General features: G+C 74.4%; 19 protein-coding genes and 1 pseudogene. 10 read left to right on the forward strand and 10 right to left on the reverse strand.

From position 1 onward, the window contains the following. The first annotated feature begins 43 nt into the window (after positions 1-43). A complete protein-coding gene (locus ACIGG8_RS04060; protein WP_396545573.1) occupies positions 44-1291 on the forward strand; it encodes a threonine/serine exporter family protein in 1248 nt (415 codons plus the stop codon). An 836-nt stretch (positions 1292-2127) separates the two neighbouring features. On the opposite strand, the gene ACIGG8_RS04065 is transcribed toward ACIGG8_RS04060, so the two are convergent. Then, positions 2128-2499, reverse strand: a complete 372-nt coding sequence (locus ACIGG8_RS04065) for a hypothetical protein (protein ID WP_396545575.1) — start codon at positions 2497-2499, stop codon at positions 2128-2130. Between the two features lie 525 nt (positions 2500-3024). After that, entirely contained in the window at positions 3025-3450 is a 426-nt protein-coding gene (locus ACIGG8_RS04070; RefSeq protein ID WP_396545577.1) for a hypothetical protein, read from the reverse strand. 277 nt (positions 3451-3727) lie between these two features. Between ACIGG8_RS04070 and ACIGG8_RS04075 the strand changes: the two genes are divergently transcribed. Next, the gene (locus tag ACIGG8_RS04075; protein WP_396545579.1) at positions 3728-7147 is read left to right on the forward strand and encodes a BTAD domain-containing putative transcriptional regulator; all 3420 of its coding nucleotides are present in this window, start codon (positions 3728-3730) and stop codon (positions 7145-7147) included. A gap of 68 nt (positions 7148-7215) precedes the next feature. Here the strand turns inward: ACIGG8_RS04075 and ACIGG8_RS04080 are convergent, their stop codons facing one another. After that, positions 7216-8892, reverse strand: a complete 1677-nt coding sequence (locus tag ACIGG8_RS04080; protein ID WP_396545581.1) for an alpha/beta hydrolase — start codon at positions 8890-8892, stop codon at positions 7216-7218. A 166-nt stretch (positions 8893-9058) separates the two neighbouring features. Beyond that, a complete protein-coding gene (locus ACIGG8_RS04085; protein ID WP_396545583.1) occupies positions 9059-9595 on the reverse strand; it encodes a rhodanese-like domain-containing protein in 537 nt (178 codons plus the stop codon). A 335-nt stretch (positions 9596-9930) separates the two neighbouring features. Between ACIGG8_RS04085 and ACIGG8_RS04090 the strand changes: the two genes are divergently transcribed. Next, positions 9931-11412 carry a purine-cytosine permease family protein gene (locus ACIGG8_RS04090; protein WP_396545585.1) on the forward strand — a complete coding sequence of 494 codons (1482 nt, stop codon included), beginning with the start codon at positions 9931-9933 and terminating at the stop codon, positions 11410-11412. Between the two features lie 237 nt (positions 11413-11649). On the opposite strand, the gene ACIGG8_RS04095 is transcribed toward ACIGG8_RS04090, so the two are convergent. Beyond that, positions 11650-11949 carry a DUF4193 domain-containing protein gene (locus ACIGG8_RS04095; RefSeq protein WP_396545587.1) on the reverse strand — a complete coding sequence of 100 codons (300 nt, stop codon included), beginning with the start codon at positions 11947-11949 and terminating at the stop codon, positions 11650-11652. A gap of 404 nt (positions 11950-12353) precedes the next feature. Between ACIGG8_RS04095 and ACIGG8_RS04100 the strand changes: the two genes are divergently transcribed. Further along, positions 12354-13418, forward strand: coding sequence for a hypothetical protein (locus ACIGG8_RS04100; RefSeq protein WP_396545589.1), 1065 nt, complete (start codon positions 12354-12356; stop codon positions 13416-13418). Between the two features lie 123 nt (positions 13419-13541). Further along, positions 13542-13910, forward strand: coding sequence for a hypothetical protein (locus tag ACIGG8_RS04105; protein WP_396545591.1), 369 nt, complete (start codon positions 13542-13544; stop codon positions 13908-13910). A gap of 111 nt (positions 13911-14021) precedes the next feature. Here ACIGG8_RS04105 and ACIGG8_RS04110 read toward each other — a convergent pair whose 3' ends face one another. The 3 genes and pseudogenes from ACIGG8_RS04110 to ACIGG8_RS04120 all read right to left on the reverse strand — a co-directional run bounded on the left by ACIGG8_RS04110 (position 14022) and on the right by ACIGG8_RS04120 (position 17287). Beyond that, positions 14022-14684: an HAD family acid phosphatase gene (locus tag ACIGG8_RS04110; protein WP_396545593.1), complete on the reverse strand. Its 663-nt coding sequence runs from the start codon at positions 14682-14684 to the stop codon at positions 14022-14024. A 257-nt stretch (positions 14685-14941) separates the two neighbouring features. Then, positions 14942-16192: a S1 RNA-binding domain-containing protein gene (locus ACIGG8_RS04115; protein ID WP_396545595.1), complete on the reverse strand. Its 1251-nt coding sequence runs from the start codon at positions 16190-16192 to the stop codon at positions 14942-14944. Positions 16193-16371: 179 nt separating this feature from the next. Beyond that, positions 16372-17287: pseudogene (locus ACIGG8_RS04120) on the reverse strand (phosphotransferase family protein). A 177-nt stretch (positions 17288-17464) separates the two neighbouring features. Here ACIGG8_RS04120 and ACIGG8_RS04125 point away from each other — a divergent pair. The 4 genes from ACIGG8_RS04125 (at position 17465) to ACIGG8_RS04140 (ending at position 21470) form a co-directional block, all read left to right on the forward strand. Next, the gene (locus tag ACIGG8_RS04125) at positions 17465-18109 is read left to right on the forward strand and encodes a hypothetical protein (RefSeq protein ID WP_396545597.1); all 645 of its coding nucleotides are present in this window, start codon (positions 17465-17467) and stop codon (positions 18107-18109) included. A gap of 45 nt (positions 18110-18154) precedes the next feature. Then, positions 18155-18922: a class I SAM-dependent methyltransferase gene (locus tag ACIGG8_RS04130; protein WP_396545599.1), complete on the forward strand. Its 768-nt coding sequence runs from the start codon at positions 18155-18157 to the stop codon at positions 18920-18922. A 265-nt stretch (positions 18923-19187) separates the two neighbouring features. Next, positions 19188-20702 (forward strand): MFS transporter, encoded by a 1515-nt coding sequence (locus ACIGG8_RS04135; RefSeq protein ID WP_396545760.1) that lies wholly within the window; start codon positions 19188-19190, stop codon positions 20700-20702. Positions 20703-20843: 141 nt separating this feature from the next. After that, positions 20844-21470 carry a hypothetical protein gene (locus ACIGG8_RS04140; RefSeq protein WP_396545601.1) on the forward strand — a complete coding sequence of 209 codons (627 nt, stop codon included), beginning with the start codon at positions 20844-20846 and terminating at the stop codon, positions 21468-21470. 109 nt (positions 21471-21579) lie between these two features. Here ACIGG8_RS04140 and ACIGG8_RS04145 read toward each other — a convergent pair whose 3' ends face one another. After that, entirely contained in the window at positions 21580-22107 is a 528-nt protein-coding gene (locus ACIGG8_RS04145; RefSeq protein ID WP_396545603.1) for a hypothetical protein, read from the reverse strand. A gap of 224 nt (positions 22108-22331) precedes the next feature. On the opposite strand from ACIGG8_RS04145, the gene ACIGG8_RS04150 reads away from it, so the two are divergent. Next, a complete protein-coding gene (locus ACIGG8_RS04150; protein WP_396545605.1) occupies positions 22332-22787 on the forward strand; it encodes an SRPBCC family protein in 456 nt (151 codons plus the stop codon). Between the two features lie 87 nt (positions 22788-22874). Here the strand turns inward: ACIGG8_RS04150 and ACIGG8_RS04155 are convergent, their stop codons facing one another. Continuing rightward, positions 22875-23147, reverse strand: a complete 273-nt coding sequence (locus tag ACIGG8_RS04155) for a hypothetical protein (RefSeq protein WP_396545607.1) — start codon at positions 23145-23147, stop codon at positions 22875-22877. Positions 23148-23176 lie beyond the last annotated feature (29 nt).

Below are 23176 nucleotides of genomic sequence, written 5' to 3' on the forward strand. Positions count from 1 at the left end.
CCCGTACGCGGCGGAAAGCGGGCGGTATGCGACCATACCCGCCATGTCCAGCACATTTCCGCCCGGCCGGGGCGCCGACGCCCCGGCCGACCCGCGCCGCCGCCTCCTGCTCGAACTCGGCGCAGGACTGTTGAGCGGCGGCCTGCCCGTCCACGACGTCGAGGAGGAGCTGCGCGGTCTCGGGCGGGCGCTGGGGGCGCCCGACGTGCGGGTGGCCGCCCTGACCACCGGACTGTTCGTCGCGCTGAGCGCGGACGACGCGACCGCGTTCGAACCCGTCGGCCCCACGCTGCGGTTCGAGCAGACGGCCGACCTCCTCGACGTGGTGCACCGGCTGCGCGCGGGCGACCCGGACGGACACCGGGCGCTGCGCGACCTGGACGCGATCCGCCGGGCGCCGGCCCGCTGGCCCGGCTGGGTGGCGGACCTGGGGATGCTGCCGGTCGGCGTGGGGCTGTGCCTCTACCTGCAACCCGTGGCGGCGAACGTCGTCGCCGCCGGGATCGGCTCCCTGATCGTGGTGGGCCTGACCATGGCGGCCCGCCGGATGCCGCTGCTCCGGCCGCTGCTGCCGGTCACCGCAGGCTTCCTCGTCTCCGTCCTCGTCCTGGGTGCCGCCCGCGCCTCGCTACTGGACGGGCCGCTGCGCACGATCGTCGCGACGCTGGCGATCCTGCTGCCGGGCAGCCTCCTGGTGACCGGACTGTCGGAGATCGCCGCGGGTGCGGCCAGCGCCGGCACCGCCCGGCTGGCGTCCGGCTCCGTGCAGCTGGCACTCTTCCTCGCCGGCGTGGTGGCCGCCGGCACCGTCACCGGCGTTCCGGCCTCCGCCCTGGCCAACACCCAGGTGGCCACACCGAGTTGGTGGCTGATCTGCCTGGGGCTGGCGCTCACCGTGGCCGGGGTCGTGATCAACGTCCACACCCCGCCGCCGGCCATCCCGTGGATCGTCGCGGTGATCGCGGTGACGGCCGCCGTCCAGGTCACCGTGACCTCCGCCAACGGCGCGGCGATCGGCGGCCTGGCCGGCGCGGTCACCGCCGCGGCCGCCGCCACCGTCGCGCACTGGCTGCGGCGCGGCTCGTCCTGGCAGGTGCTCTACCTGCCCGCGTTCTGGGTCGTGGTGCCGGGCTCCTTCGGCCTGCTCAACACCGCACAGATCGAGGTCGCCAACGGGGCGCACGCCCTGCTCACCGCCGTGTCGGCCGTCTTCGGGGTCTCCATCGGCACCCTCATCGGCTCGGTGATCAGCCGCATCCCCCGGCCCACCCTGCTGCGGCCCCGGACCTGACACCCGGGCGGCCGCGCAGCGCTCCGCGGCATCCGGCTTGACCGCGAGGCAGCGAAGCGCCGCGAACTCGACGGTCCGGCCGGTCCGTTGAGGCAGCCGCCCCTCCTCCACGCCGGCCGGTGCGGTCAGGCGTTGCCGGAAGCTCCGGCCCAGGGACGCTCACCGACCTCGCAGTGGTAGCAACGTGCCACAGCACCGTCGTGGTTGTACCACTCGTGGGCTCCGCAATCCTTGCTGCCCTTGCCGCCGAGCCCTCGCTCGACGAGGTACCAGGGCAGGTGCCTGCGCAGACGGGTACGCCATCGATACCGACCGGTCCGAGTCACCCCGACAGGCTAGTGCGATCCGGCCCACCCTGGAGATCGATCACCCAGCCGAGGATCCGGGCCGAGCCACTGTCTGGTGGACACGAAGACGCGTCGATCGGGACCGCCCATCGCTGCGCGCTGCGCGGGCCGACGAACGGCGAGGACCGTCGCGGGAGTGTCAGCCCTCGGGGGCGGGATGCCACCCGGCATCGTTCGCGCGTCGGAAGGGAAAGGCCATGGCGGCCACGGCGTCGGAGAGGCTGAGTGGCTGTTGTCACACGGTGGCGGTACGCCTCCGGCTGTCCCAGTTCGCGGCCACTCTCGCGTGTGACTGCCTGGCTCACCGGTTCGCGCATGTGGGCGGCCGAGCTGTTCGAGCAGGACGTCAAGCCGGCGGACGTGACCCCGGTCGCCTGATGCCGCAACGGTAGAAACAGCCGGGAGCGGACGGTGCATCAGGTCGCGGGGCTGCCTGGCGCTGCCCGTGGCAGCGCCAGGCTTGTCCTCGGGTCGTCACCAGGGCCGGCTCTAGCCGTTGAGGATCGTCACGTTGTACACGGACTCGGAGGAGCCGAAGTCGACCCTGTTGGTCCGCGTACCGGTCGGCCCGATTTGAATGGTGCCGACGCTGGTGTCGAAGCTCCCGTGATTCCAGTCGGCCGTGATCCTGTAGACGCCGGTCAGGTTGACGTTATACACCGTGTCGGGGGTGCCCGCGTAGCAGAAGTTGCCGGAATGGGTCCAGACTTCCAGGCCGTGGCTCATGGGGCCGTTGGCGTTCTGGGTGGGGCACGCGATGCCGCCGATGGCGCTGGCCGGCGTGGCGATCGCCACGCCGCCGGCCAGGATGCCGCCGGCGAGGACTACGGCCGAGAGTTTCCTGCGAACTGTCAAGATCATCTCCTGTGCCTTGCGGTGGCCGCGATCCCATGCCGGTGATCGCGGTGGTCCGAGTCGCGCCGTGCCGCCCTGGCCCGCCCTCCAGCCCTGGTTCCCAGGTAAGTCCGTTGCCAGTTCGAAGAGTTCTCAGATGCCGAGAGCATGTCAAGGTTAGCCATCAGCCTCAGGTCTTGTCAGGCACTTCTCGATTCCACCCTCGTGCCACACCTGGTGCCACTGGTAAGCGGCTGTTGTCCTTCCGTGCTTGATGACTGCGTTTTCGCCGGTCAGGTACAGGGGCGGCGGCCCCGGGGAGTGGTGTCGTGTCGTCGCTCGGCTGGAGGTCGGGATGCCGTCGGTCATGGGGCTTCTGGAACAGCGAGAGCTCGCTGCTCGCCGTCGCGTGGACGGGCTGCGGGACGAGGCCGACCGTATCCAGGCCGAGCCGGCCGTAGCCGACCGCGGCGAGCACGCACCCCACCGAGGCGTCACAGGCGCGCTGACGGGCACGGCCGGGCTGCCGGGGGGAGCGCGCGCCCGTACGCGTCACGCGCCGCGGCCCCACCGCGCGTAGCTCCGCTCGATCTCGGCCAGGTACTGGGCCAGGTCGAAGCGGACCTCCTCGATGACCCGGCCGTCGGCACCCGGGTACATCAGGTCGCTCCAGAACACGGTCCGCCCCCGGAGCCGGACCCGGATCCGGACCGCCAGGGCGGTGTCGGGGCCCTGCCCCTGGGTCCCGAGCTCCACGCTCCGGGGCTGATCGGCCGGATGGAGCGGACCTCCGGGCCTGAGCAGCCGGCTCGGATGACCGCCGGCCGCGCCGTCGTGACTGCGCGCGATCACGTCGAGGCCGTCGACGAAGAGGTAGGTGTGGACGGCGCGGCACACGGGCGGTCCGGGACAGACGCCGACCAGCAGCGTGCTGACCGGGTCGCGCTCCTGGCGATCGGCGACGCTCTCGGCACGCACCTGGCGCGGGGGCCTACGCGGCATTCGACCCTGACGGCTTCGACATCACGGAGCCGATGGTAGGTGCCCACGGGACTGCCCGGCAGTCCGTTTTCCCGGACCGCCGATCGGGGGCGGCCCCGGCAGGTCTGCGCGGCCGGCCGACGTGGGCAGTCCGCCCGGAGACCGGCACCTCGAACGGCACCGGGCGGGAGTCGGACCCCCGTGGGGTCACTGCCGCCGGCCACCGGGACAATGATCTTGGTTGTCGGCCGGTGCGAACGAGGGGCAGGCGGGGTTGCGGATCAACGTTCTGGGGCCGCTTCAGGTCGTACGAGGTGCGGACGGGGAGGCATTCGAGGTCGGCGGGGCCCGGCTTCGGTCGCTGCTGGTCCGTCTGGCGCTCGACCCCGGGCGCGTGGTCACCCGTGAGCGCCTGGTGGACGACCTCTGGGGGGACACCCCGCCGGAGGAGCCGGCCGGCGCCCTGCAGTCCCTGGTCTCCCGGCTCCGGCGGGTGCTGGGGGCCGACCGGGACGTGATCGGTTCGCACCCCGCCGGGTACCTGCTCGACCTGCCCCGCGGGAGCGTGGACGCCTGGGACTTCGAGCAGAAGGCGGCGGCGGGACGGGCGGCGCTGACGGCGGGCGCGTTCGCCGAGGCGGTCGCGCTGCTGGACGGGGCGCTGGAACTCTGGCGCGGCGCGCCGTTCGCGGACGCCGAAGGCGTCGGGTTCGCCGCGGCGCCGGCGGCCCGGCTGGCGGAGGTGCGGCTGTCGGCGGTCGAGGACCGGGCCGACGCCCTGCTCGCGCTCGGCGGGACCGACGCGCCCGCGCGCCTGGTCGCCGAGCTCACCGGACTGTGCGTCGCCCACCCGCTGCGCGAGCGGACCGCCGTCAGGCTGATGCGCGCGCTCCACGCGACCGGGCGGCAGGCGGCGGCGCTGGAGGTGTTCGAGCGGACCCGGCGGTCGTTGGCGGAGGAGCTGGGTGCCGACCCGTCCGCCGAGCTGAAGGACGTCCACCTGCGTGTGCTGTCCGGCGCCCAGCCGCTCACCTCGGGGCCGGCCGGGGCGTCGGGCGCGAGCGTGGCCGGGCGCACCGCGCTGCCCGGCTGGATCACCGCCCTGGTCGGCCGCGACGAGGCGCTGACGGCGGTGGCGGAACGGCTGCGCCGGTCGCGCCTGGTCACGCTGACCGGGCCGGGAGGCGTGGGCAAGACCCGGCTGGCCGTCGCCGCCGCAACGGCCGCGCAGGCCGCACCAGCAGCACGAGCCGCACACGCCGTACAGGCAGCACACGCCGCACGCCGCGCACCGGATGTACCGGACGCACCGGACGTACGGGTCGCCGAACTCGCGGCCGTGGCCGGGCCGGACGGGCCGGCCCAGGCCGTGCTGACGGCGGTCTGCCACCCGGCGGACGCCGGGGTGCTGTCCGGCGGCCTGCCCACCGGCGAGCCGGCCGGGGACCCCGTCGACCGGATCGTCCGGGCGCTGGAGGGCCGGGACGTCCTGCTCGTCCTGGACAACTGCGAGCACCTGATCGAGGAGGCCGCCCGGCTGACCCACCGCCTGTTGGCCGCCGCGCCCCGGCTCACCGTGCTGGCCACCAGCCGCGAACCGCTCGGCGTGACCGGCGAGGTGCTGTGGCCGGTGCCGCCGCTCGCCGTGCCCGAACCCGGCGCCACCGCGCAGGAGGCGCTCGCGTGCCCGGCCGTCGCCCTCTTCGCCGAGCGGGCCGCCGCGGCCCGCCCCGGATTCGCCGTGGACCGGGACACCGTCGAGCCGGTCGTCCGGATCTGCCGGGAGCTGGACGGCCTCCCGCTGGCCCTCGAACTGGCGGCGGCCCGGCTGCGGGCGCTCAGCCCCGGGCAGATCGCCGCGCGGCTCCGCGACCGGCTCCGGCTGCTGGACCGCGGCCCGCGCACCGCTCCGGACCGGCACCGCACGCTGCGCGCCGTCATCGACTGGAGCTGGGAGCTGCTCGACGAGGACGAGCGCGTCCTGCTGCGCCGGCTCTCGGTGTTCGCCGGCGGGACGACCCTCCCGGACGCGCACCTGGTCTGCGCCGGGCACTGGCCGGGCGGGCCGGCGCCCGACCCGACGGCCGTGGAGGACCTGCTGGCGTCCCTGGTCGACAAGTCCCTGGCCACGGTCGCCGGCCTGGACACCGGGGCGGTGCGCTACCGGCTGCTGGAGACGGTCCGCGCGTACGCGGCCGAACGGCTCGTCGAGGCCGGGGAGGACGGCCGGACCGGCGCCGCCCACCTGCGCTGCTTCACGGAACTCGCCGAGGACGCCGAACCCCGGCTGCGGACGGCCGGTCAGACCGGCCTGCTGGCCCGGCTCGACGCGGAACAGGGCAACCTGGACGCGGCGCTGCGCCGGGCGGTCGCCGTCGGCCCACCGGAGTTCGCGCTGCGGTTGGCGGCCGCACGGGCCTGGCCGTGGCTGATGCGTGGCCAGGGCCGCGAGGCCGGTGAGTGGACGGCGGCCGTCCTCGCCGCCCACGGCTGCGTCCCGCCACCCGGCCTGGAGCAGGTGCACGCCCGGTGCGTGATCCTGGCGCAGCTCACCGCGCCGCTCCGGGAGACCGGCGACGCCGTGATCCCGCCCGAGGCGATGGGCGCGGCCCTGGTCACGGCGCAGCAGTCCGACCACCCCGTCGCCCTGGCCGCCTCGCTGCTGCTCGCCGTGGCGAGCCCGCCGGACGCGCCGGACCCGGCGGCCGGGGCGGGCGGGGCGGACACACCGGGCGAGGCGAGCCCGCCGGACGCGCCGGGCGCGGTGGGCTCGGTGGGCGCGGTGGGCGCGACGGCGCAGCGGTACGGCGGGCATCCGGACCGGTGGGTCCGGGCGGCCGCCCGACTGGTGCTCGGCCGGGTCGAGTTGGGCGCGGGCCGGATCGGGCGCGCCGAGCACTGCCTGCGGACCGCGGTGGACGACTTCCGGGCCCTGGGCGACCGTTGGGGGCTGGCCATGGCCCTGGTCACGCTGGCCGCGCTGCTGTCCGTCACCGGCGCGGCCGGCGAGGCGCTCGCGGCGCTGGCGGAGGCCGGTGAACGGGACGTCGAGATGGGCGGTCGCGGTGAGGCGCCGCTGCTCCTGCTGCTGTCGGGCGGGCTGCGGGCGCGCGGCGGCGAGGCGGCGGCGGCCCGGGCGGACCTGGAGCGCGCGCTGGCCGCCGCCGACCGCTCCCGGGACCCGCACCTGCAGGCCGCCGTCCGCTTCGCACTCGGTGAACTCGCCCGGCGGACAGGCGACTTGGACGCGGCGGCGGACGGCCTGCAGGAGACGCTGCGGCGGCTGGAGCAGCTGCCCGCGACCGGTCCCGGCGCCCCGGCGCGGCTGCACCTGCTCGCCCTGCTGCACACCGGTCTGGCCCGGACCCGCCGGCGGCTCGGCGCGCCGGACACGGCCCGAGCGCTGCACCGGCGCGCCCTGGAGCTGGCCGCGGACAGCGGCGACCGGCCGGTGCGGGCGGACGTCCTGGAGGGGTACGCCGAGTACTGCCTCGCCGTCGGCGACGCGGCGCGCGGGGCCGCGGCGCTGGGCGCGGCGTACGGCCTGCGCGGGGCCCATGACGCGGGCGATCCGGAGCTGCGGGCCGTCCTGGACGGCTGCGCCGAGGCCGTCGGGGAGGCCGGGTTCCGGGCCGCCTGGGAGCGCGGCCTGGCGTTGCCGCGGCCGGAGTCGCTGGCCCTGGAGGCAGGCTGACGGGCCCCCTGGACCACCGTGGTCAACCGGCGGCCGCGTACCCGGTCAGCCAGAGCGCCGCTGCCCGGTCAGCCGCTGAACGGCTGCTGGTCGGGTGCGCAGACCGTCCCGGGGGCGGGCAGGACACCTTCGACCAGGTAGCGGGTCTCGTGCCGGACGGCGCAGTCGCTGGGGTTGGCCAGCACGGTGTGGCCGTAGCCGTCGACGGTCAGCAGCCTGGCGCGGGCGAGCGAGCGGGCCATCGCGCGGGAGCCTTCGTACGGCATGGCCGGGTCATCGGTGTTGGCGACGACCAGGACCGGCTGGGCGGTCGGGTGGTTCCAGGGGCCGTCGTACCGGTCGCGGTCCCGGGCGGGCCAGTCGGCGCAGCGCTCGTCGGCCCAGGCGAAGTACGGGCCGACCTCGCCGGAGCGCGCTCGGGCGAGCGCGGCCAGGGCGGCGTGGTCGGCCCGGGCCGGCGGGTCGGCGCTGTCCGAGCACGCCACTGCGAGCACCTGGTCCGGCGACGGGTGGACGACGGGCGGCAGTGCGGTCGGCGCGGTGGGCGCTTCGGTGGCGGCCCACAGTGCGCCGAGCGTCGCGCCGAGCTGGGTCCAGCCGGTGCCGGGGATGCCCGGGACGGGGTTGGCGGCGTAGAGCGAGAGGATGGTGGCCTCCAGGGTCGAGCCGGCGGTGAAGGTCATCCCGCCGAGGGCGACCGGTCGGGTGCGCAGCCGCGCGAGCAGTTCGCCGTACCTGGCCCGGGTGGCGGCGGCCGTCCCGGCGGAGAAGGCGCAGCTCCGGGAGTCGGCCTGGGATCCGGGCCGCGGGCCGGCCTGGGATCCGGTCAGGGGGCCGGCCTGGCCGCACTGGTCGAGGAAGGCGTCGAGGACGCGGCCGGCGGCCAGGTCGCTGCCGTTGCGCAGCAGGGTGCCCGTGGTGGCGCCCTGCCCGCCGCGGCCGGTCGACCAGGCGACCGGGTCCGGTGCGCTGTCGAGGATCATGGCGCGGACCCGGCCGGGGAACAGGTTGGCGTAGGTGGCGCCGAGGTAGCTGCCGTACGAGGTGCCCAGGTAGGTGAGCTGCCGGTCGCCGACCGCCCGGCGCAGCAGCTCCATGTCCCGGGCGACGTTCGCGGTGGAGATGTGCGGCAGCAGGGCGGGGTTGCGGTCCGCGCACTGCCGGGCCAGCCGTCGGTAGGCGGCGCTCCAGGCCTGCTGCTGGTCCTCGCCCTCGGGGTAGCCGGCGGCGGTGCCCGCCAGCAGGGCCTGCTCGTCCTGCGGGTCGTCGAAGCACTGGACGGGAGCGCTGGCTCCGGTGCCGCGCGGGTCGAAGCTGACGATGTCGAAGCGCTTGCGCACCTCCTCGGGGAACCCGCCGAGCATCGCGGGCAGGGCCTTTATGCCGGACACGGCCGGGCCACCGGGGTTGTAGAACAGCGAGCCGATCCGGTGCGCGTGGTCCTCCGCGGGATGCCGGATGACGGCGAGGTCGATCCCGGCGCCGTGCGGGTCGTGGTGGTCGAGCGGGACGCGGGCGGTAGCGCACTCGAAGCCGTCCGCGCACTTCTCCCAGGTCAGGCGGGGCACCGGTCCGGTGTCCGGCGCCGCCAGGGCCGTCGCCGGGCACACCGCGGCCAGCAGTGCGGCCGCGGCGGCGCCCGCGCCGAGCCGCCAGCCGGCTGCCGTACGCCGCGCCGCAGTGCGGGACGCCCGGTGCGGGCGCGGTCCTGCGGCGGGGCCGGGGGGAGGGGAGGTAGGAGTCATGCCGGTGCCCTTTCGTCAACGGGCCGGGCGGTCGAACGCGCTCCTCGGTCGCGGCGTACCGCCCGGCACGTCCGACCGTTCCGCACCTCGCGGGCAGACCGCCGGCAGAGCGCTGGCAGTGCGCTGGCAGTGCGCTTGCAGCGCCCGCCCGGCCGTGCGGGGTCCGTCAGCATGCGCAGGAGATGCCCGAGCGCGGGGCGGTCAGGTCGTCGACGGGGCGCTGCTCGGTGCCGGTGGCGGAGTCGTAGGCGAAGCCCTCGCGTGCCCAGTACTCGAAGCCGCCGAGCATCTCCTTGACCCGGTAGCCGAGGCGGGCGAAGGCGAGCGCGGCGCGGGTCGCGCCGTTGCAGCCGGGGCCCCAGCAGTAGGTGACCACGGTCAGGGCCGGGTCGATCAGCTGCGGCGCCAGCTCGGCGATCCGCGCGGTGGGGATGTGGAGGGCGCCGGAGATGTGGCCCTGGTCCCAGGCGGCGTCGCTGCGGGTGTCGACCACCACGACACCGGGCGCGCCGGACATCAGGTCCGCGTGGACGTCGGAGACGTCCGCCTCGACGGCGAGCCGGGCGGCGAAGTGGGCGGCGGCCTCGGCGGGGGCGGCGGCGGGCACGCTCAGGACGGCGCCGGTAGTCGCGGCGGAAGCGGTGGCGGCGGAAGCGGTGGCGGCGGGAGCGGTGGCGGAAGCGGCGGGAGCGGTGGCGGACATGCGGGTACCTCGTGTTCCGGCTGGTCGGGGCGGGGCTCGGTGCGCGCCGTTCCCGGTTCTCCCGGTCGGCGACGGCTCCATCCTCCGGTCCGCGGGCCCGCCCCACGAGTGGCGTGAACGCCTGAGGTCGCCAAGATCCCGCCAGTCGGACGGCGCGCCCCACGGCCGTCCGAAACCCTGCCCGATCGCGTGCGATCCCTAGCGGGCAACCGCATCAATCGGGTCACTCCAGAACAAAGGTAGGATAACTCAACTTCCGCGCTACGCGCGGAGACTTCCATAAATGTTCCATTTGCCCGATTCATCTCCCGCTTCACACGCACGGAGCCACCCTCATGGACAACACGTCCACCGCCGCCACCGCCGACGGCGCGATAGAGACGCGCGGTATCGAACCCGTCCCGGACCACGAGCGCCGGGGCAGAGTCCGCGAGCTCTTCCCGACCTGGGTCGCCGCGAACATCAGCGTGCTGCTGCTCACCATGGGCGCGGCCCTGGTGGTGCTCAACCAGCTGAACTTCTGGCAGGTCCTGATCGTCGCGGCGTGCGCCGCGCTCGTCTCGTTCGGCCTGGTCGGCGTGCTGTCGGTCTCCGGGAAGTGGGGCGGGGCGCCCGGCGCGGCCCTCTCGCGGGCCACCTTCGGCGTGCGCGGCAACCTCTTCCCCGGCGCGATCCTCTGGATCGCCCGGTTCGGCTGGGAGACGATCAACGCCGTCACCGGCGCCTACGCCGTGTTGACCGTCCTCGACCTGATGTTCGGCGTGAAGAGCAACACCGCGCTGATCGTCATCACGCTCTTCCTCTTCGTCGCCTGCACCTTCCTGGTCTCCGGGATGGGCCGCAAGGCGCTGAACGTCTGCAACACCTGGTCGACATACCTCTTCGGCGTCTTCAGCATCCTGGTGCTGGGCTACCTGGTCGCGACCATGGACTGGAGCGAGGTCTTCGCCAAGCCCGCCGGCACCACCGCGATGATGATCGCCGGCATCGGAACCATCGCCGCCGGCGGCATCAGCTGGGTCCCCACGGGCCCGGACTTCGCCCGCTACCTGCCGCACGCCGCCTCCGGCAAGAAGATCGTCGGCGTGACGGTCTCCGGCGCCGGCCTGGTCATGGTGCCGATGGTGCTGATGGGCGCCGTGATGGCGGTGGCCTCCCCCGGCCTGGCGCAGGCCGCCGACCCGGTCTCCTTCCTCGGTGACCTGCTGCCGACCTGGCTGGCCGTGCCCTACCTGCTGACCGCGATCGTGGGCATGCTGCTGATCAACAGCCTCTCCATGTACTCGGCCGGCTTCACCGCGCAGACCATGGGCGTCAAGCTCCCGCGCGCCCTGGCCGTCAGCATCAACGCCGTGATCTCGCTGGTCGGCGGCCTGCTGCTGATGCTGGTCGCCAAGAGCTTCCTGGGCTCCTTCATCACCTTCCTGATCCTGCTCGCCGTCTCCTTCTCGGCCTGGATCGGCGTCTACGCCGTCGACATGTTCCGGCGCCGGTCGCGCGCGGTGCGCTACGACGCCGACGCGCTGATGGACACCAGCAGGCACAGCCGCTACTGGTACGTCGGCGGCTTCTGCTGGCAGGCGATGGTGTCGTGGGTGCTCGCGCTGCTGATCGGCCTCGCCTTCACCAGCTGCGACTGGTTCGCCGGCCCGCTGTCCGACACCTTCGTCGGCAGGTACGGGCTCGCCTGGGCCGCGACCATCGTGGTCTCCGCCCTGATCATGGCCGTGCTGCCCACGCCCCGGGAGAACACCCCCGCCACCGCCGAGCAGCCTGCCGGCCTCCGGGCGGAGCAGCCCGAACGGGTCAGCGCCTGACCGCGCGTACGCGGGCGTCCGGACCCCCGGACCCCGCGTACGCCCCGGACCGCCCGGGTGCCGACTCAACAGAGTCGGCACCCGGGCGGTCCGGTTTTCGATGCCGCTGTCCGCGGCCGCCGCTCGGGCCCGTACGGGCCTTCACGGGCCTCTTCGGGCCTTCACCGGCCTTCACGAGCCCTCTCGGGCCCTCACGGGCCTCTTCGGGCTCTCCGGGCCTCGTGGGCCCGGCGGCCGTCAGGAGGCGCAGTCGCGGCAGATGGGCTGACCGTTCTTGTCCTCGCCGGCGAGCTGGTTGCGGTGGTGCACCAGGAAGCAGGTCATGCAGGTGAACTCGTCCTGCTGGATGGGCACGACCCGGACGGTGAGTTCCTCACCGGACAGGTCGGCACCCGGGAGCTCCAGGCCTTCGGCGCCCTCGGTGTCGACGTCGACGACGGAGCTCTGCTTGTCCTCGCGCTGACTCTTCAGCTCCTCGATGCTCTCGTCGCTGCTTCCGTCGCCGGTGTCTCGCGGGGCGTCGTAGTCGGTTGCCACTGGGGTGCCTTCTCCTCAACAGTCGTTTCCGGTGGGCAGGTCGTGCCACCCACCGGCCGACACGGTACCGCTCCGGCGCGGCGGACCGCCCACCTGTGACGCACCACCATGCCATCTGCCGGGCCATCCGGCGCGCGAACGCCGCCACGCGACCACCCGCCACCCACGCGTCCCTCGCCTGTGGTAAGCGACCTGGAGGGCCCGCGCGGGCCGTCCAAGCCCCGCCCGGACGGCCGTCCACGCCCCCGTGCGGACGGCCGTCGGGGAGCCCACCGGACCGGCTCGGGCCCGGGGGTGGAACACCTGGGCGGCGGTGTCCATCCGGCACCGGTCGACCGACGCCGGGCCCCGCGCTCACGCGGGCGCGCCGGTCTCCGACCGGCCCGACGCGAGAGGATTCGGGTATGACGATCACACCCCGGCTGGTGGCCAAGTACGCGATCCCGGACCGGGACGGTGCCCACACCTACCTCGACCCCACCGGCCCCGTTCCCCGGCTGGAGGTCCGCAGCCCGGAGTCGCTGCGCATCTACGAACTGCAGGAACAGGCCGAGCTGAGAGCCGAGTTCCCGGCCCCGACGCCCAACCGGTGGTCGCGGCAGTGGGTGGCTCCCGACCTCTCGTTCGCCGTCTTCGGCGCCGGGACGGAGTACGTCGCGGTCGCCCCGGACGGCACCAGGCTGTGGCAACAGCCGTACGGCACGTGGGAGGTGAACCGCTGGGGCTACCTCGACTTCTCCGGCTCGGCCGGCGGCGCCGATCGGGAGCTCCGGATCTGGTTGCGGCTCCCCTCCGGGCTGTCCGACCGCACCCTGATCCTCACCCTGGACGCCGCAGGGGCGGTGCTGGCGCGGAGTGTGCTCCCGTGCGGCGGCTACGAGCGGTTCGTCAGCCTGCTCTGGGACGAGAACGACGAGGTCAGCGGCGTCACCGTGTCCGGCGGGCAGGCGGCGGCCACGCACTTCGAGGCGCGGTGGGGGTCCGGTGGCATCGTCCTGGGCCGGCAGCTGCCACCGGGCCGGGGCGACCTGCTCCTGAACGAGCGCGAGTACCTGGGCGCGGACTCACGGAACGCCCGCTGCATGACCGTCGACCGGAGGCGACAGGACGTCAGCTGGCACAGCCTCCCCTCGTACCGGGTCACCGCCACGCTCGGCCTGAGCGACTTCCCGGCCCCCGGCACCGGCGACTGCTCGGTGCACAACGACCCGCAGATCTCCACCTTCAGCGGGTTCGTGGACGACGACACGGCGATGGTGACGCTCTACAACCCGTACGACGAGGCCGCGGTGTACGTGTTCGGCCACGACCGCTGGAGGGAGCACAGCCACTGGCTCGCCGACCCCGCCACCGGTGCCCTGCACGGCCGCATCGAGTACCCGATGGCCGAGGTCGACACCGTGATGCCGGTCGGCGACGGCACCTGGATCACCGAGGAATGGGACGCCGTCTACCGCTGGCGGCGCTGAGCCCGTCCGCCCGTCTGCCCGTGCACCCCGCCCGCACATGAGCCCGTCCGCACCGGGCTCGCCGCGACGCCCGCGGACTAGGCTGGCGCCGCAGGCGTGTCGGCCCGGGGTGGGGAGAGCGGCGTGGGAGTCGAGGAGCCGGAGGGAACGGGCGGGACGGACCGGACGGGCGGGGCCCTGCCCGGGTCCTGCCCGCAGTGCGCGCGGGACCTGGTGCGGGAGACCACCCGCGCCGGGGCGTACGGGGGCACCAACGAGTGGTGGAAGTGCCCCGGTTGTGGGTTCCTGGGGCGTCCCGACCTCGGGGGGCGCCCGATCCTCCACCCGTTCCGGTACCCGGAGGGCGAGGAGGCGGACTGCGTCTTCTGCGGCTGGGAGGACTGCAACCGGGCGAGCGAGGCCTTCGCCTGGGACGGCTGGCTGTGCGAGTGGATCGTCTGCGCTACCTGCGGGCGGGAGAACGTACGCCGGATCAGGCGCGTCGACGAGTAGGGCTCAGCCGGTACGGGCCCCGGGGCCCCGGTCCCGTCGTGCGCCCTGGAGTGGGAAGTCGGCCGGGCCGACTTCCCACTCCCCGGCCGGGCAGCGCCCCGGCGAGGTGGGTCAGGAGAGCAGGCCGTCGTAGTCCGGCAGCTTGAAGGTCCGCTCGGCGTGGCCGCCGTTCAGGTCCGTCCAGTTGTTGCCGATGCTGGCGATGATCGTGTAACCCTCGTTCTCGACCTTGATCCGCTCATCCGTCTTGTACTGCTGCACCGACTTGAAGAGGTCGCCGATGCCGCGCCCGTGCAGCTCGTCCACGGTGTAGCCCGCGCTCTGCAGGCTGGACCGGGTGATGGCCTCCATGAAGTCGACCCGCGCGGTGACGAAGATGATCGCGACCCCGCGCGAGTGGGCGTACTGCGCGAGCTCCACCACCGGCGCCATGCCCGGCATCGCGAGCGGGTGGAAGTGCGTCGCCAGGCTGGTGTTGTCGATGTCGAGGACGATCGCGGGCTTTCCGCCCGAGGGCTGGGAGACGCGCTGCTCGACGTAGGCGCGGGCGGGCGCGATCGCGGCGGCGACGTCGGCCAGCCACTGCTCCTCGGTCACCGAGCTGCTGCTCGCCTCCGCAGCGACGGGAGCAACGGGAGCAACGGGAGCAACCGGAGCGGCCGGAGCGGCCGGAGCGGCCGGAGCGGCCGGGGCCGCGACGGCCGGGGTGGCAAGAACGGCGGTGACCGCGGCCGTCAGGGTCGCGGCAGCAACGAGCTTGGCCTTGAGACTCATCTCTGAACCTCGCCTTTCACAGTGGTGAACAGTCAGTCAAGTGGTCTTTCGACATGGCACCTTGGTGCCAAGGAGAGCGATTCTCGCCCAGCCGACCCCGGTCCGGGCGGGTCACCTCGACAGAACGTCAAGAACATGCCAGACACCTGGCCGGCGCCGTCCGCAGCGTGTACCGCCCCGCCCCCGGGCCGGGCTCACCGGCACCGCGCGCGGTCGGCCACTGCGCCACGGGCGCCGGGGACGGAACGGCGCACCTGCTACGCGTCCTGCCCCGTCGGGTCCTCCTGCAGTGCCCTGAGCGACAGCTGCACCCGTTCCCGCACCAGGTCGACGTCGAGGACCACCGCGGTGACCTGCCGGCCGACCGCGACGACGTCGCCGGGGTGGTCGACCGGGCGCCGGGACAGCTCGGGAAGGTCGATCGTCGCGGTGAAGCCGGCGATGTCGACGGACGTGACGCCGGAGTCGGCGATCCCGGTGACGGTGCCGGTCACGGTCTGACCGCGGCGCAGGGTCCTCAGGAAGGCCCAGGCCCGGTCGCTCGGGGTCGGTTCGGTCCCCCACCGGGCGCGGACGACGCCGTCGTCGTCGGGCAGGACGGCCGTGAACAGCGGGGTGCGCTCGTCCACGTACACCGCCAGGAGCGCGGCGGCCCGGGCACCGGCGACCCGGGCGGCCACGGCCTGGAACTCGTCCTCGTCGGCGACCACGCTGGTGATCCGGCCGTCCTGCTCCTCCCAGACGAACTCGACCAGGCCGTCCTCCGGGAGAGCGGCCAGGACGGCGCCGACGTCGGTGGAGAGGTCCGGCCAGACCGCCAGCCGGGCGCGGGGGGTCAGCCGCGCCCGCACCGCCGCCAGGGAGCCCTCGCCGAACCGGTGCCAGCGGGAGGCGTTGCCGAGGTGCATCTCCTCCAGGAGCGCCGCCTCGCCCGTCGCCACGCACGTCCGCACCCGTGCCCAGAAGTCGTCGTCGGCCGGGCGCTGCGCACCGGACTCGTCGAGCTCCACGTCGTACGGAGAGGCCTCCAGCGGCTCGGGGAAGAGCCCCAGTTCGCGGGTGCGCGCGAGGGCCGCCTCGCAGGGCACGGCGCTGCCCACGTACACGTACTGGTCCCAGCCGACGTGCACCGCGAAGGTGTCCTCGACCTCCAGGCGGCACCAGGCGCCGTTGTCGCGGAGCATCGCCCGCACCAGTTCCAGGCCGACCGTCAGCGGTACGGTCGCCCCGTCGTGGTAGCCGGTCAGGTCGGGCGGGAAGAGTCCCGCGAGGCCGCCGCCCTCGATCGCCGGCTCCAGGCCGAAGTGCACGAAGCCGGGCGCGACCTGGGGCTCGCGGACGGCCAGCTGCCGCACCCCGGTGTCCTCGGCGAAGGCGGCGACCGCCGCCAGGTACGCGGCCTCGACCGGCCCGTGGTCGCTGACGGCCTCCTCCGCGCCGGTGTAGGAACCCCGCTGGTCGCGGTCCGCGGGATCGTACTTGGTGACCTGGTAGACGTACGGCAGCACGCGTCACACCCCCACGGCGCCCGCGCCGCGGCGCGAGCGGGAGTGTCGGTGCCGGCGGCGAGAACTCATCGGGCCATCCTGCCGGACCGCCCGGTCCGGCGCTCCCCCGTTTCCGACGCACCGGGGGAAGGCCGCCGCCGGCGCGTTCCGCGGTGCCCGGTCCCCGGACCGCCTCCCGCTCAGCCCGACCCGTCCATCAGCGCGGTGACGTACGCGTCCAGCCGCGCCTCCACGGCTCGCGTCGTCAGCTCCGTCCTGCCCGCCTCCCGCCACGGCCGGGCCACCGCCCGCACCTCCTCCGAGCAGGCCAGGGCGTCCCGCACCCGCCAGTACAGCCGCTCGCCCGCGGCCGCGGCCGACACGCCGCCGGCCTCCTGGTAGGCCTCGGCGAAGCGCCGGCCCCACGCCGGGCCGTGCAGCAGCGCGAGGTTGGTGGAGCAGTGCGACACATCGAGGTCCGCCGGGCCCCAGGAGGCGGTCGCCCAGTCGACGACGCCGGTGATCCGAGCACCCTCCGGCCGTCCGGGCGGCACGTCGAACAGCACGTTGCCGGGCTGGAAGTCCCGGTGCAGGAACCGCCCTTCGTACGACGGCGCCGGTCCGCGGATCACGTCGATCGCCGCGGCCCACGCCGCCGCGTCGGCGCCCGTCGGGACGACGACGGTCTCGGCGGTCGTCGACGCCACGTACGCCCGGGGCCGCTCGGCGGGCCGCACCGCGTGGATCGCCACCAACTGGCGGGCCAGCAGCGCCACGCGCGTCCGCACCCCGACGTCGTCGAGGACCGTCCGGCCGGGCAGCTGTGTCATGAGGAGCGACGGATGCTCGCAGTGCTCGGCGGTGGGATCGACCGCGACCAGCGCGGGGGCCGGCACGTCGGTCCCCGCCAGCAGGGCCAGGGCGCCGGCCTCCCGGTTCAGCCGGTCGGTCCTCGGCGCCCGCGGCGGACGACGGGCCGACGAAGCTCCGCAGCACCAGGTGACGGGTGCCGCCGTCCCGCGTGCCGATGGTGAGCCTGCGCACCTCGGCGGTGATCCCGCCGTGCAGCGCCGCGGTCCTGACGATCCGCTCGCCGGGATCCAGGTGCCGGCGCACCCACGCCAGCGTCAACGGCCGTACGGCAGAGTCCTCGTGGCGGTCGGTCACCCCGCCACCTCACCACCGCGTGACGGTGCGCGCAACGCCCGGCCGCCGGGGTACCGGGAGCACGGGGACGCCCGCTTCGGCGGACCGGAGCCCGGATTGTCAGTGGGCCCGGGCAGGATGGGCACCATGACGGATGGAACGACCTGGCTCGCCGCCCCGCAGGCCATCGCCTTCGGGGGCCACCACGTGGTGCTCGCCCGCGGGCTCCCCGGGGAAGAACTCGCCGACCGCCTCGCAGAGGTCGTGCACGGCGTGAAGCACGTCGCCGTGGCAGTCGGCGAGCACACGGGGGACTCCCTGCTGGACCTCATCGAGGACACCTACGGCGGCACCTTCGACGGCATAGGCCTGCGCCTCGGCCGGTTCGAGGACTGGACGTACGCGGTCGCGTACGGCGGCTGGCCGGGCGAGTTCGACTCGGCGGCCCCGGTGTCGCACGGCGGCGCGCACGTCTTCGTGCTGGAGTACGAGGAGGAGAACGGCAAGCCGGTCCCGCCGCAGTTCGCGGCCTTCCACGACGGCCGGCTGCTGAGCGCCTTCAACCTCCACCTGGACAGCTCCTGGGGCTACGAAGGAGTGGACGGCGACCCCGCAACGACCGCTTCGCTGCAGGAACGGCTCACCGCAGCCGGCCTGCCGGACCCGGAGCGGAACCGCCGGGAGGTCCACCGCACCGCGCTGGGCGTCGTCGACGCGTTCTTCGGGCTCTCGCTGCCGCGGGAGACGGTCGTGAACGGCACCCTGCCGGCCGTCCTGCTGGAGCCTGCGTAGGTATTGCCGAGCGCCGTCCGCCCCGGCCGTGCCAGGATGCTCGGCATGTCTGCTGCCCGTGCACTGAGCTTCGGCGCGATCGCGGAGGCCTACGAGAGGTACCGGCCGGGGTATCCCGACGAGCTCGCCGCCGTGGTGACGGCGTACGCGGGCGGCCCGGTCCGGACGGCGCTGGAGATCGGTGCGGGGACGGGCAAGGCGACCCGGCTGTTCGCCCGGCACGGCGTCGCGGTCACGGCGACGGAGCCGGACGCCGCCATGCTCGCCGAGCTGGGGAAGCACCTGCCCGGGAACGTGACGACCGTACGGGCCGCGTTCGAGGACGTGGAGCCGGGTCAGGCGTACGGGCTGGTCTACGCGGCGGCGGCCCTGCACTGGACGCGCCCGGAGCGCCGGTGGTCCAGGGTGGCCGCGCTGCTGGAACCGGAGGGCGTGTTCGCCTCGTTCGGCGGGCCGGTCCAGCTCGCCGACCCGGCCGTCGAGGAGTCCGTGCGTGCGGCCCGGGCGCCGTTCCTGGAGAGCGACGACATACCGTCTCCCGACGGGACGGCGCCGGATGCGGAGCTGCAGTGGCCGGGCACGGAGCTGCAGCGCTCCCCGTTGTTCGTCGACGTCCGGCAGACCGTCGTCCCACGGCGCCTGACGATGCGCGCCCCCGAGTACGTCGGCTACCTGTCGACCGTCTCGGCCTACCTCCAACTGCCGCGGTCGACCCGACAGCAGGCCTACGACGCGATCACGCGGGCCCTGCCGGAGACGGTCGAGATCGCCGCCGACATCGTCGTCCACCTCGCACGCCGGGGATCCGCGTAGCGAGGCGGCCCCCCGGCGGTCCCGGGGCGTGCAGGGCGATTCGATCGCGGAGGCCGCCACGCTGCGCGCCGTCAGGCGTGCTCCCGGGCCGGTCGCTAGCATGGGGCCGCCGAACGAACGGCAGGAATCGGGCCTGCTCCCCCAGGGAGCGGGCCCGCCCCACAGGTGGTCCGCCGGCAGCCGCCGCGGACGCACCCCGGAGGGAGAGCGAACCGTGAAGACTGCTCCCGCCGGCGGATCCTCCCGCTACCTGGTGCTGGCGGCGATGATCTTCGCCGTCGCGATGACCTTCATCGACCAGACCATCGTGTCGATCGCCGTGCCGAACATCCAGCACGAGCTGGGACTGACCAGTACCGGGGTGCAGTGGGCGGTCAACGCCTACCTGCTCACCCTGGCCGCGTTCTTCGCCTTCGGCGGCCGGCTCGCCGACACCGCCGGCCACCGCAGGATGGTGGTCCTCGGGGTGCTGGTCTTCGCGGGCGCCTCGGCCTGCTGCGGCCTCACCCCCACCGGGAGCGCGGCCGAGGCGTGGCTGGTCACCTTCCGCGCCGTCCAGGGCCTCGGCGGCGCGATCATGTTCCCGGCGGCGCTGGCCATCGTGGTGCAGAGCTTCGCGCTGCGCGAGCGGGGGCGGGCGCTGGCCCTGTTCTTCGGCATCGCGGGCGGTCTGACCGCGATCGGCCCGGTCCTCGGCGGTTACCTGACCGAATGGACCTGGCGGGCCATCTTCTGGGTGAACCTGCCGGTGGCGGCGATCGCGCTGGTGCTGATCGCGATCTCCAAGCCGGTGACGGACATCCGGCCGGCCCCCATGGACTACCGGGGCCTGGCCCTGATCGCCGGCGGTGTCGGGCTGAGCGTCTTCGGGTTCCAGCAGTCGCAGGTCTGGGGCTGGTCGAACCCGGCGATCGGCCTGTGCATCGCGGCCGGTGTCCTGCTACTGGTCGTCTTCGTGCTCGTCGAGAAGCGCACCGCCTCGCCGCTGATTCAGGTGGACATCTTCCGCATCCGCGCGTTCTCCGTGCAGAACCTCGTCCTCGGCATCTCGATGCTGGTCTTCGTCCCGGTGTTCTTCTTCTCCAGCGAGTACGCGCAGATCGCGCTGGGCGACTCCTCCTCGGAAGCCGGCGTCTTCCTGCTCTACTTCTTCATCGGGTTCGTGATCGCCTCGCAGATCGGCGGCCGGATGCTCGACCGGGGTGGCGCGAAGCGGCCGGTGGTGACCGGGTGCGTCCTGGCCGCGGTCGGGTTCTACCTGTGGGCGGGCGACGCGACGACGCTGAGCTTCAGCGAGCAGCAGTGGGACGTCGTGCTGGCCGGCGCGGGCATGGGCTTCATGCTCAGCCCCTCCAGCACGGACGCCGTCAACCGCGCCTCGCGGCTCTCCTACGGCGAGGCGACCGGCATCACCCAGACGGTCCGCAACTACGCGGCGAGCCTGGGGCTGGCCGTCCTGGGCACCGTCCTGGTCACCGATCTGCGGTCCCAGCTGACCGACTCCCTGGTCGCCCAGGGCCTGCCGCACGACCAGGCGGTCTCCACCGCCGCCCACCTCTCCCAGGTCCAGGCGCAGAGCGGCGGGAGCACCGCGAACATCCCCCAGTTCTTCCGGGTCGACTTCGCCCACGCCACCCAGACGGTCCTCTACTGGATGGCGGTCATCATGGCGGTCGCCGCCGTGGTGGCAGTGGTGGGCCTGCGTCCGGGCGTGCAGACCGAGACCACCGCCGAGGAACCGGCCGCCCAGCCGACCGGCAGCGGGCCGGGCCCGGCGTAGGACGCGGTTCGGCGACGCGGGGGCCTCGCGCACCCTGGTGCGTACGGCACCCGAGCCTGCGGCTCGCTGCCGTACGACAGTTCGTCACTGGTCCGAACGGCCGGAGCGTGACCTCGACGGTGCTGGTGAGTTCACCCTGGCATGACGCATGTGACTCCCCTGCCCGGCGGTCGGCACGACGACCACGAGCACCACGACGACAGACAGCACGACGACACGCAATATGACGACACGCACGACGACGGCAGGCGCCCCGGCGACGGCGGTGACGCGGGGCTGGTGCTGTTCGCCGCCGACCGGGCCGACTACGCGGCAGCCCGCGTCGCCCGTGCGCAGCAGGACCCGGCGGAGTGTGCCGGCGCGGATCGCACGGCGGTGCGGCAGCGCGCACAGGTGGCGGCCGCGACGGTGATCGCGGCGGCGGCCGCCGGCCGCGCGGCGGTGTGGGTGGCGGAGCTGGCCGCCCGCACCGGCCGACGGCAGGTGGCCGAGTACGCGGCCGCCGTCCTCGCGTGCGGCCGGGACCTGGACGACGAGGACGGCTTCGACGGCGGTGTGCCCGAGGAGGTCACCCGGGTGCTCAGCGGGGCGGTGCTGCTCGACGATCCCGGGCTGACCGCCGGCGAGGGTCTCGCCCTGGCGGCGGTGGGCGCCATCGCCCTCGCGATGCCCCGCACCATCACGGCCGGCGACCCCGTCCGGCAGTTGCCCGAACTCGCCCGCCACCTCGACCTGGCCGTGAGCGCCGGCCGCACCGCCGACGTCTGACGCGGCGGGGCGGCGGCGGGGCGGCGGTGGGGCGGCGGTGGGGCGGCGGTGGGGCGGCGGGGCGGGGGCGACGTCGCGGCGAGCGCGACAGCCGGGCCGGGCCGGGCTGCTACCGGACCGGGCCGGCCAGCGTCTCGATCGGGCCCACGTCCTGCTTGGGCGGGCGGGTGAGGCTCGCCAGCTCCTCGGACGGTTCGCTGCCGTCCCTGACGGCCGTCACATAGGTCCTGGCCTCCTGCAGGCTCACCCGCGGGGCCTTCCTGCGCAGGTGCTGCATGGCGGCGGCCCCGACGGTGTTCGCGAGCCGGCGGACGTCCGCGGCGAGCGGATCGGGCGCCCTGAAGCCCTTGACCTCCCAGAGGTAGTCCTCTTCCCAGTCGTCGGTCCAGCGGCAGCCGGGGACGAAGTGGATGCTCCCGTCCTCCCGGTCGACCAGGTAGGGGCCGCCGTGGAGGAACCCCCGCTTGGCGGGGTCGCGGGCGCCCTCGGCCGACGTCCAGTGGACGAGCCACCCGACCGCCCGCTCCTCGACGGCGTAGACGGCCAGCTCCGGGATCAGCCTTGCCCACGACCAGTTCGGCAGCTCCCGCGCCAGGTAGGACTCGACCAGCTCGACCGCTCGTTCCTCGGAGATCACGGTCCCATCCTTCCCCCAGGGTCAACCGGATTTCCGCGCGTCCCGGCGCCCTCGCGCGGCCCCGGCCCCGGCCCCGGCGCCCAGGCCCGGGCGACCGGCGGCGCGCCGGTTGCCGCCACCGGGCTCACGGCCCAGATTGGCAGGGACACCGCCTGCGCGTTCGCCGCCGTTCGGCAGCCGCTCGGCGGGTCGGCCGACAGGACGGCGTGGAGAGGCGAGGCCCGATGAGCACGGTGGTGGAATCGATCGACGTGGAGGTGCCCGTCCGCGTCGTCTACGACCAGTGGGCGACCTTCGAGGACTTCCCGAAGTTCATGGAGGGCGTGGAGGAGGTCCGGCAGCTGGACGACCGCCACGCGCACTGGCGTACCAGGATCGCCGGGCTGTCCCGGGAGTTCGAGACCGAGGTGATCGAGCGGGTGCCCGACGGGCGGGTCGCCTGGCGGACCACCGGGGAGAGCGTGAAGCACACCGGCACGGTCGACTTCGAGGCGCTCGGCGCGGCCCGGACCCGGGTCACGATGACCATGGACTTCCGGCCCACCGGCTTCGCCGAGAAGGCCGCCGACAAGCTCGGCGTGCTCGGCGTCCAGGTCCGCGGCGACCTGCGCCGCTTCAAGCGCTTCATCGAGGACCTCGCCGCCGGGGCCGGACCCGGGCCGTCGTCGAAGGACACCTGACGGCGGCGGAGTCGGCCCGGGGCCGGGGCCGCCGCGTCGGCCGGTCCGGGCGCGGCGAGCTCTGCGGACCGACCGGACCGCCGGCGGCTAGACGTTCAGCCGGAGCTGCAGGCGGCAGCCGCCGGGGCGGTTGTCGGTGTCGACGGCGAGCGCCACCGGGTGGCCCGGGGAGGCGGTCTGGAGGTCGTTCGGGAGCGCGCCCCCGCACTGGCCGACGTCGCCGTCCCCGGCGTACCGGATGTCGAGGGTGGCGGACGGGGTGTCCGAGACGAGGAAGGTGAGCGTGCACCCGCCCGGTCGGCTGTCCGTGTCGATGCGGATCGCGGGGCCGAAGGTGCGGGCCGTCGACGAGGTCGGCATCCGGTAGTCGCCCTGGGTTCTGGCACTGC

Source organism: Kitasatospora sp. NPDC085464, assembly GCF_044541955.1.
GTDB lineage: Bacteria > Actinomycetota > Actinomycetes > Streptomycetales > Streptomycetaceae > Kitasatospora.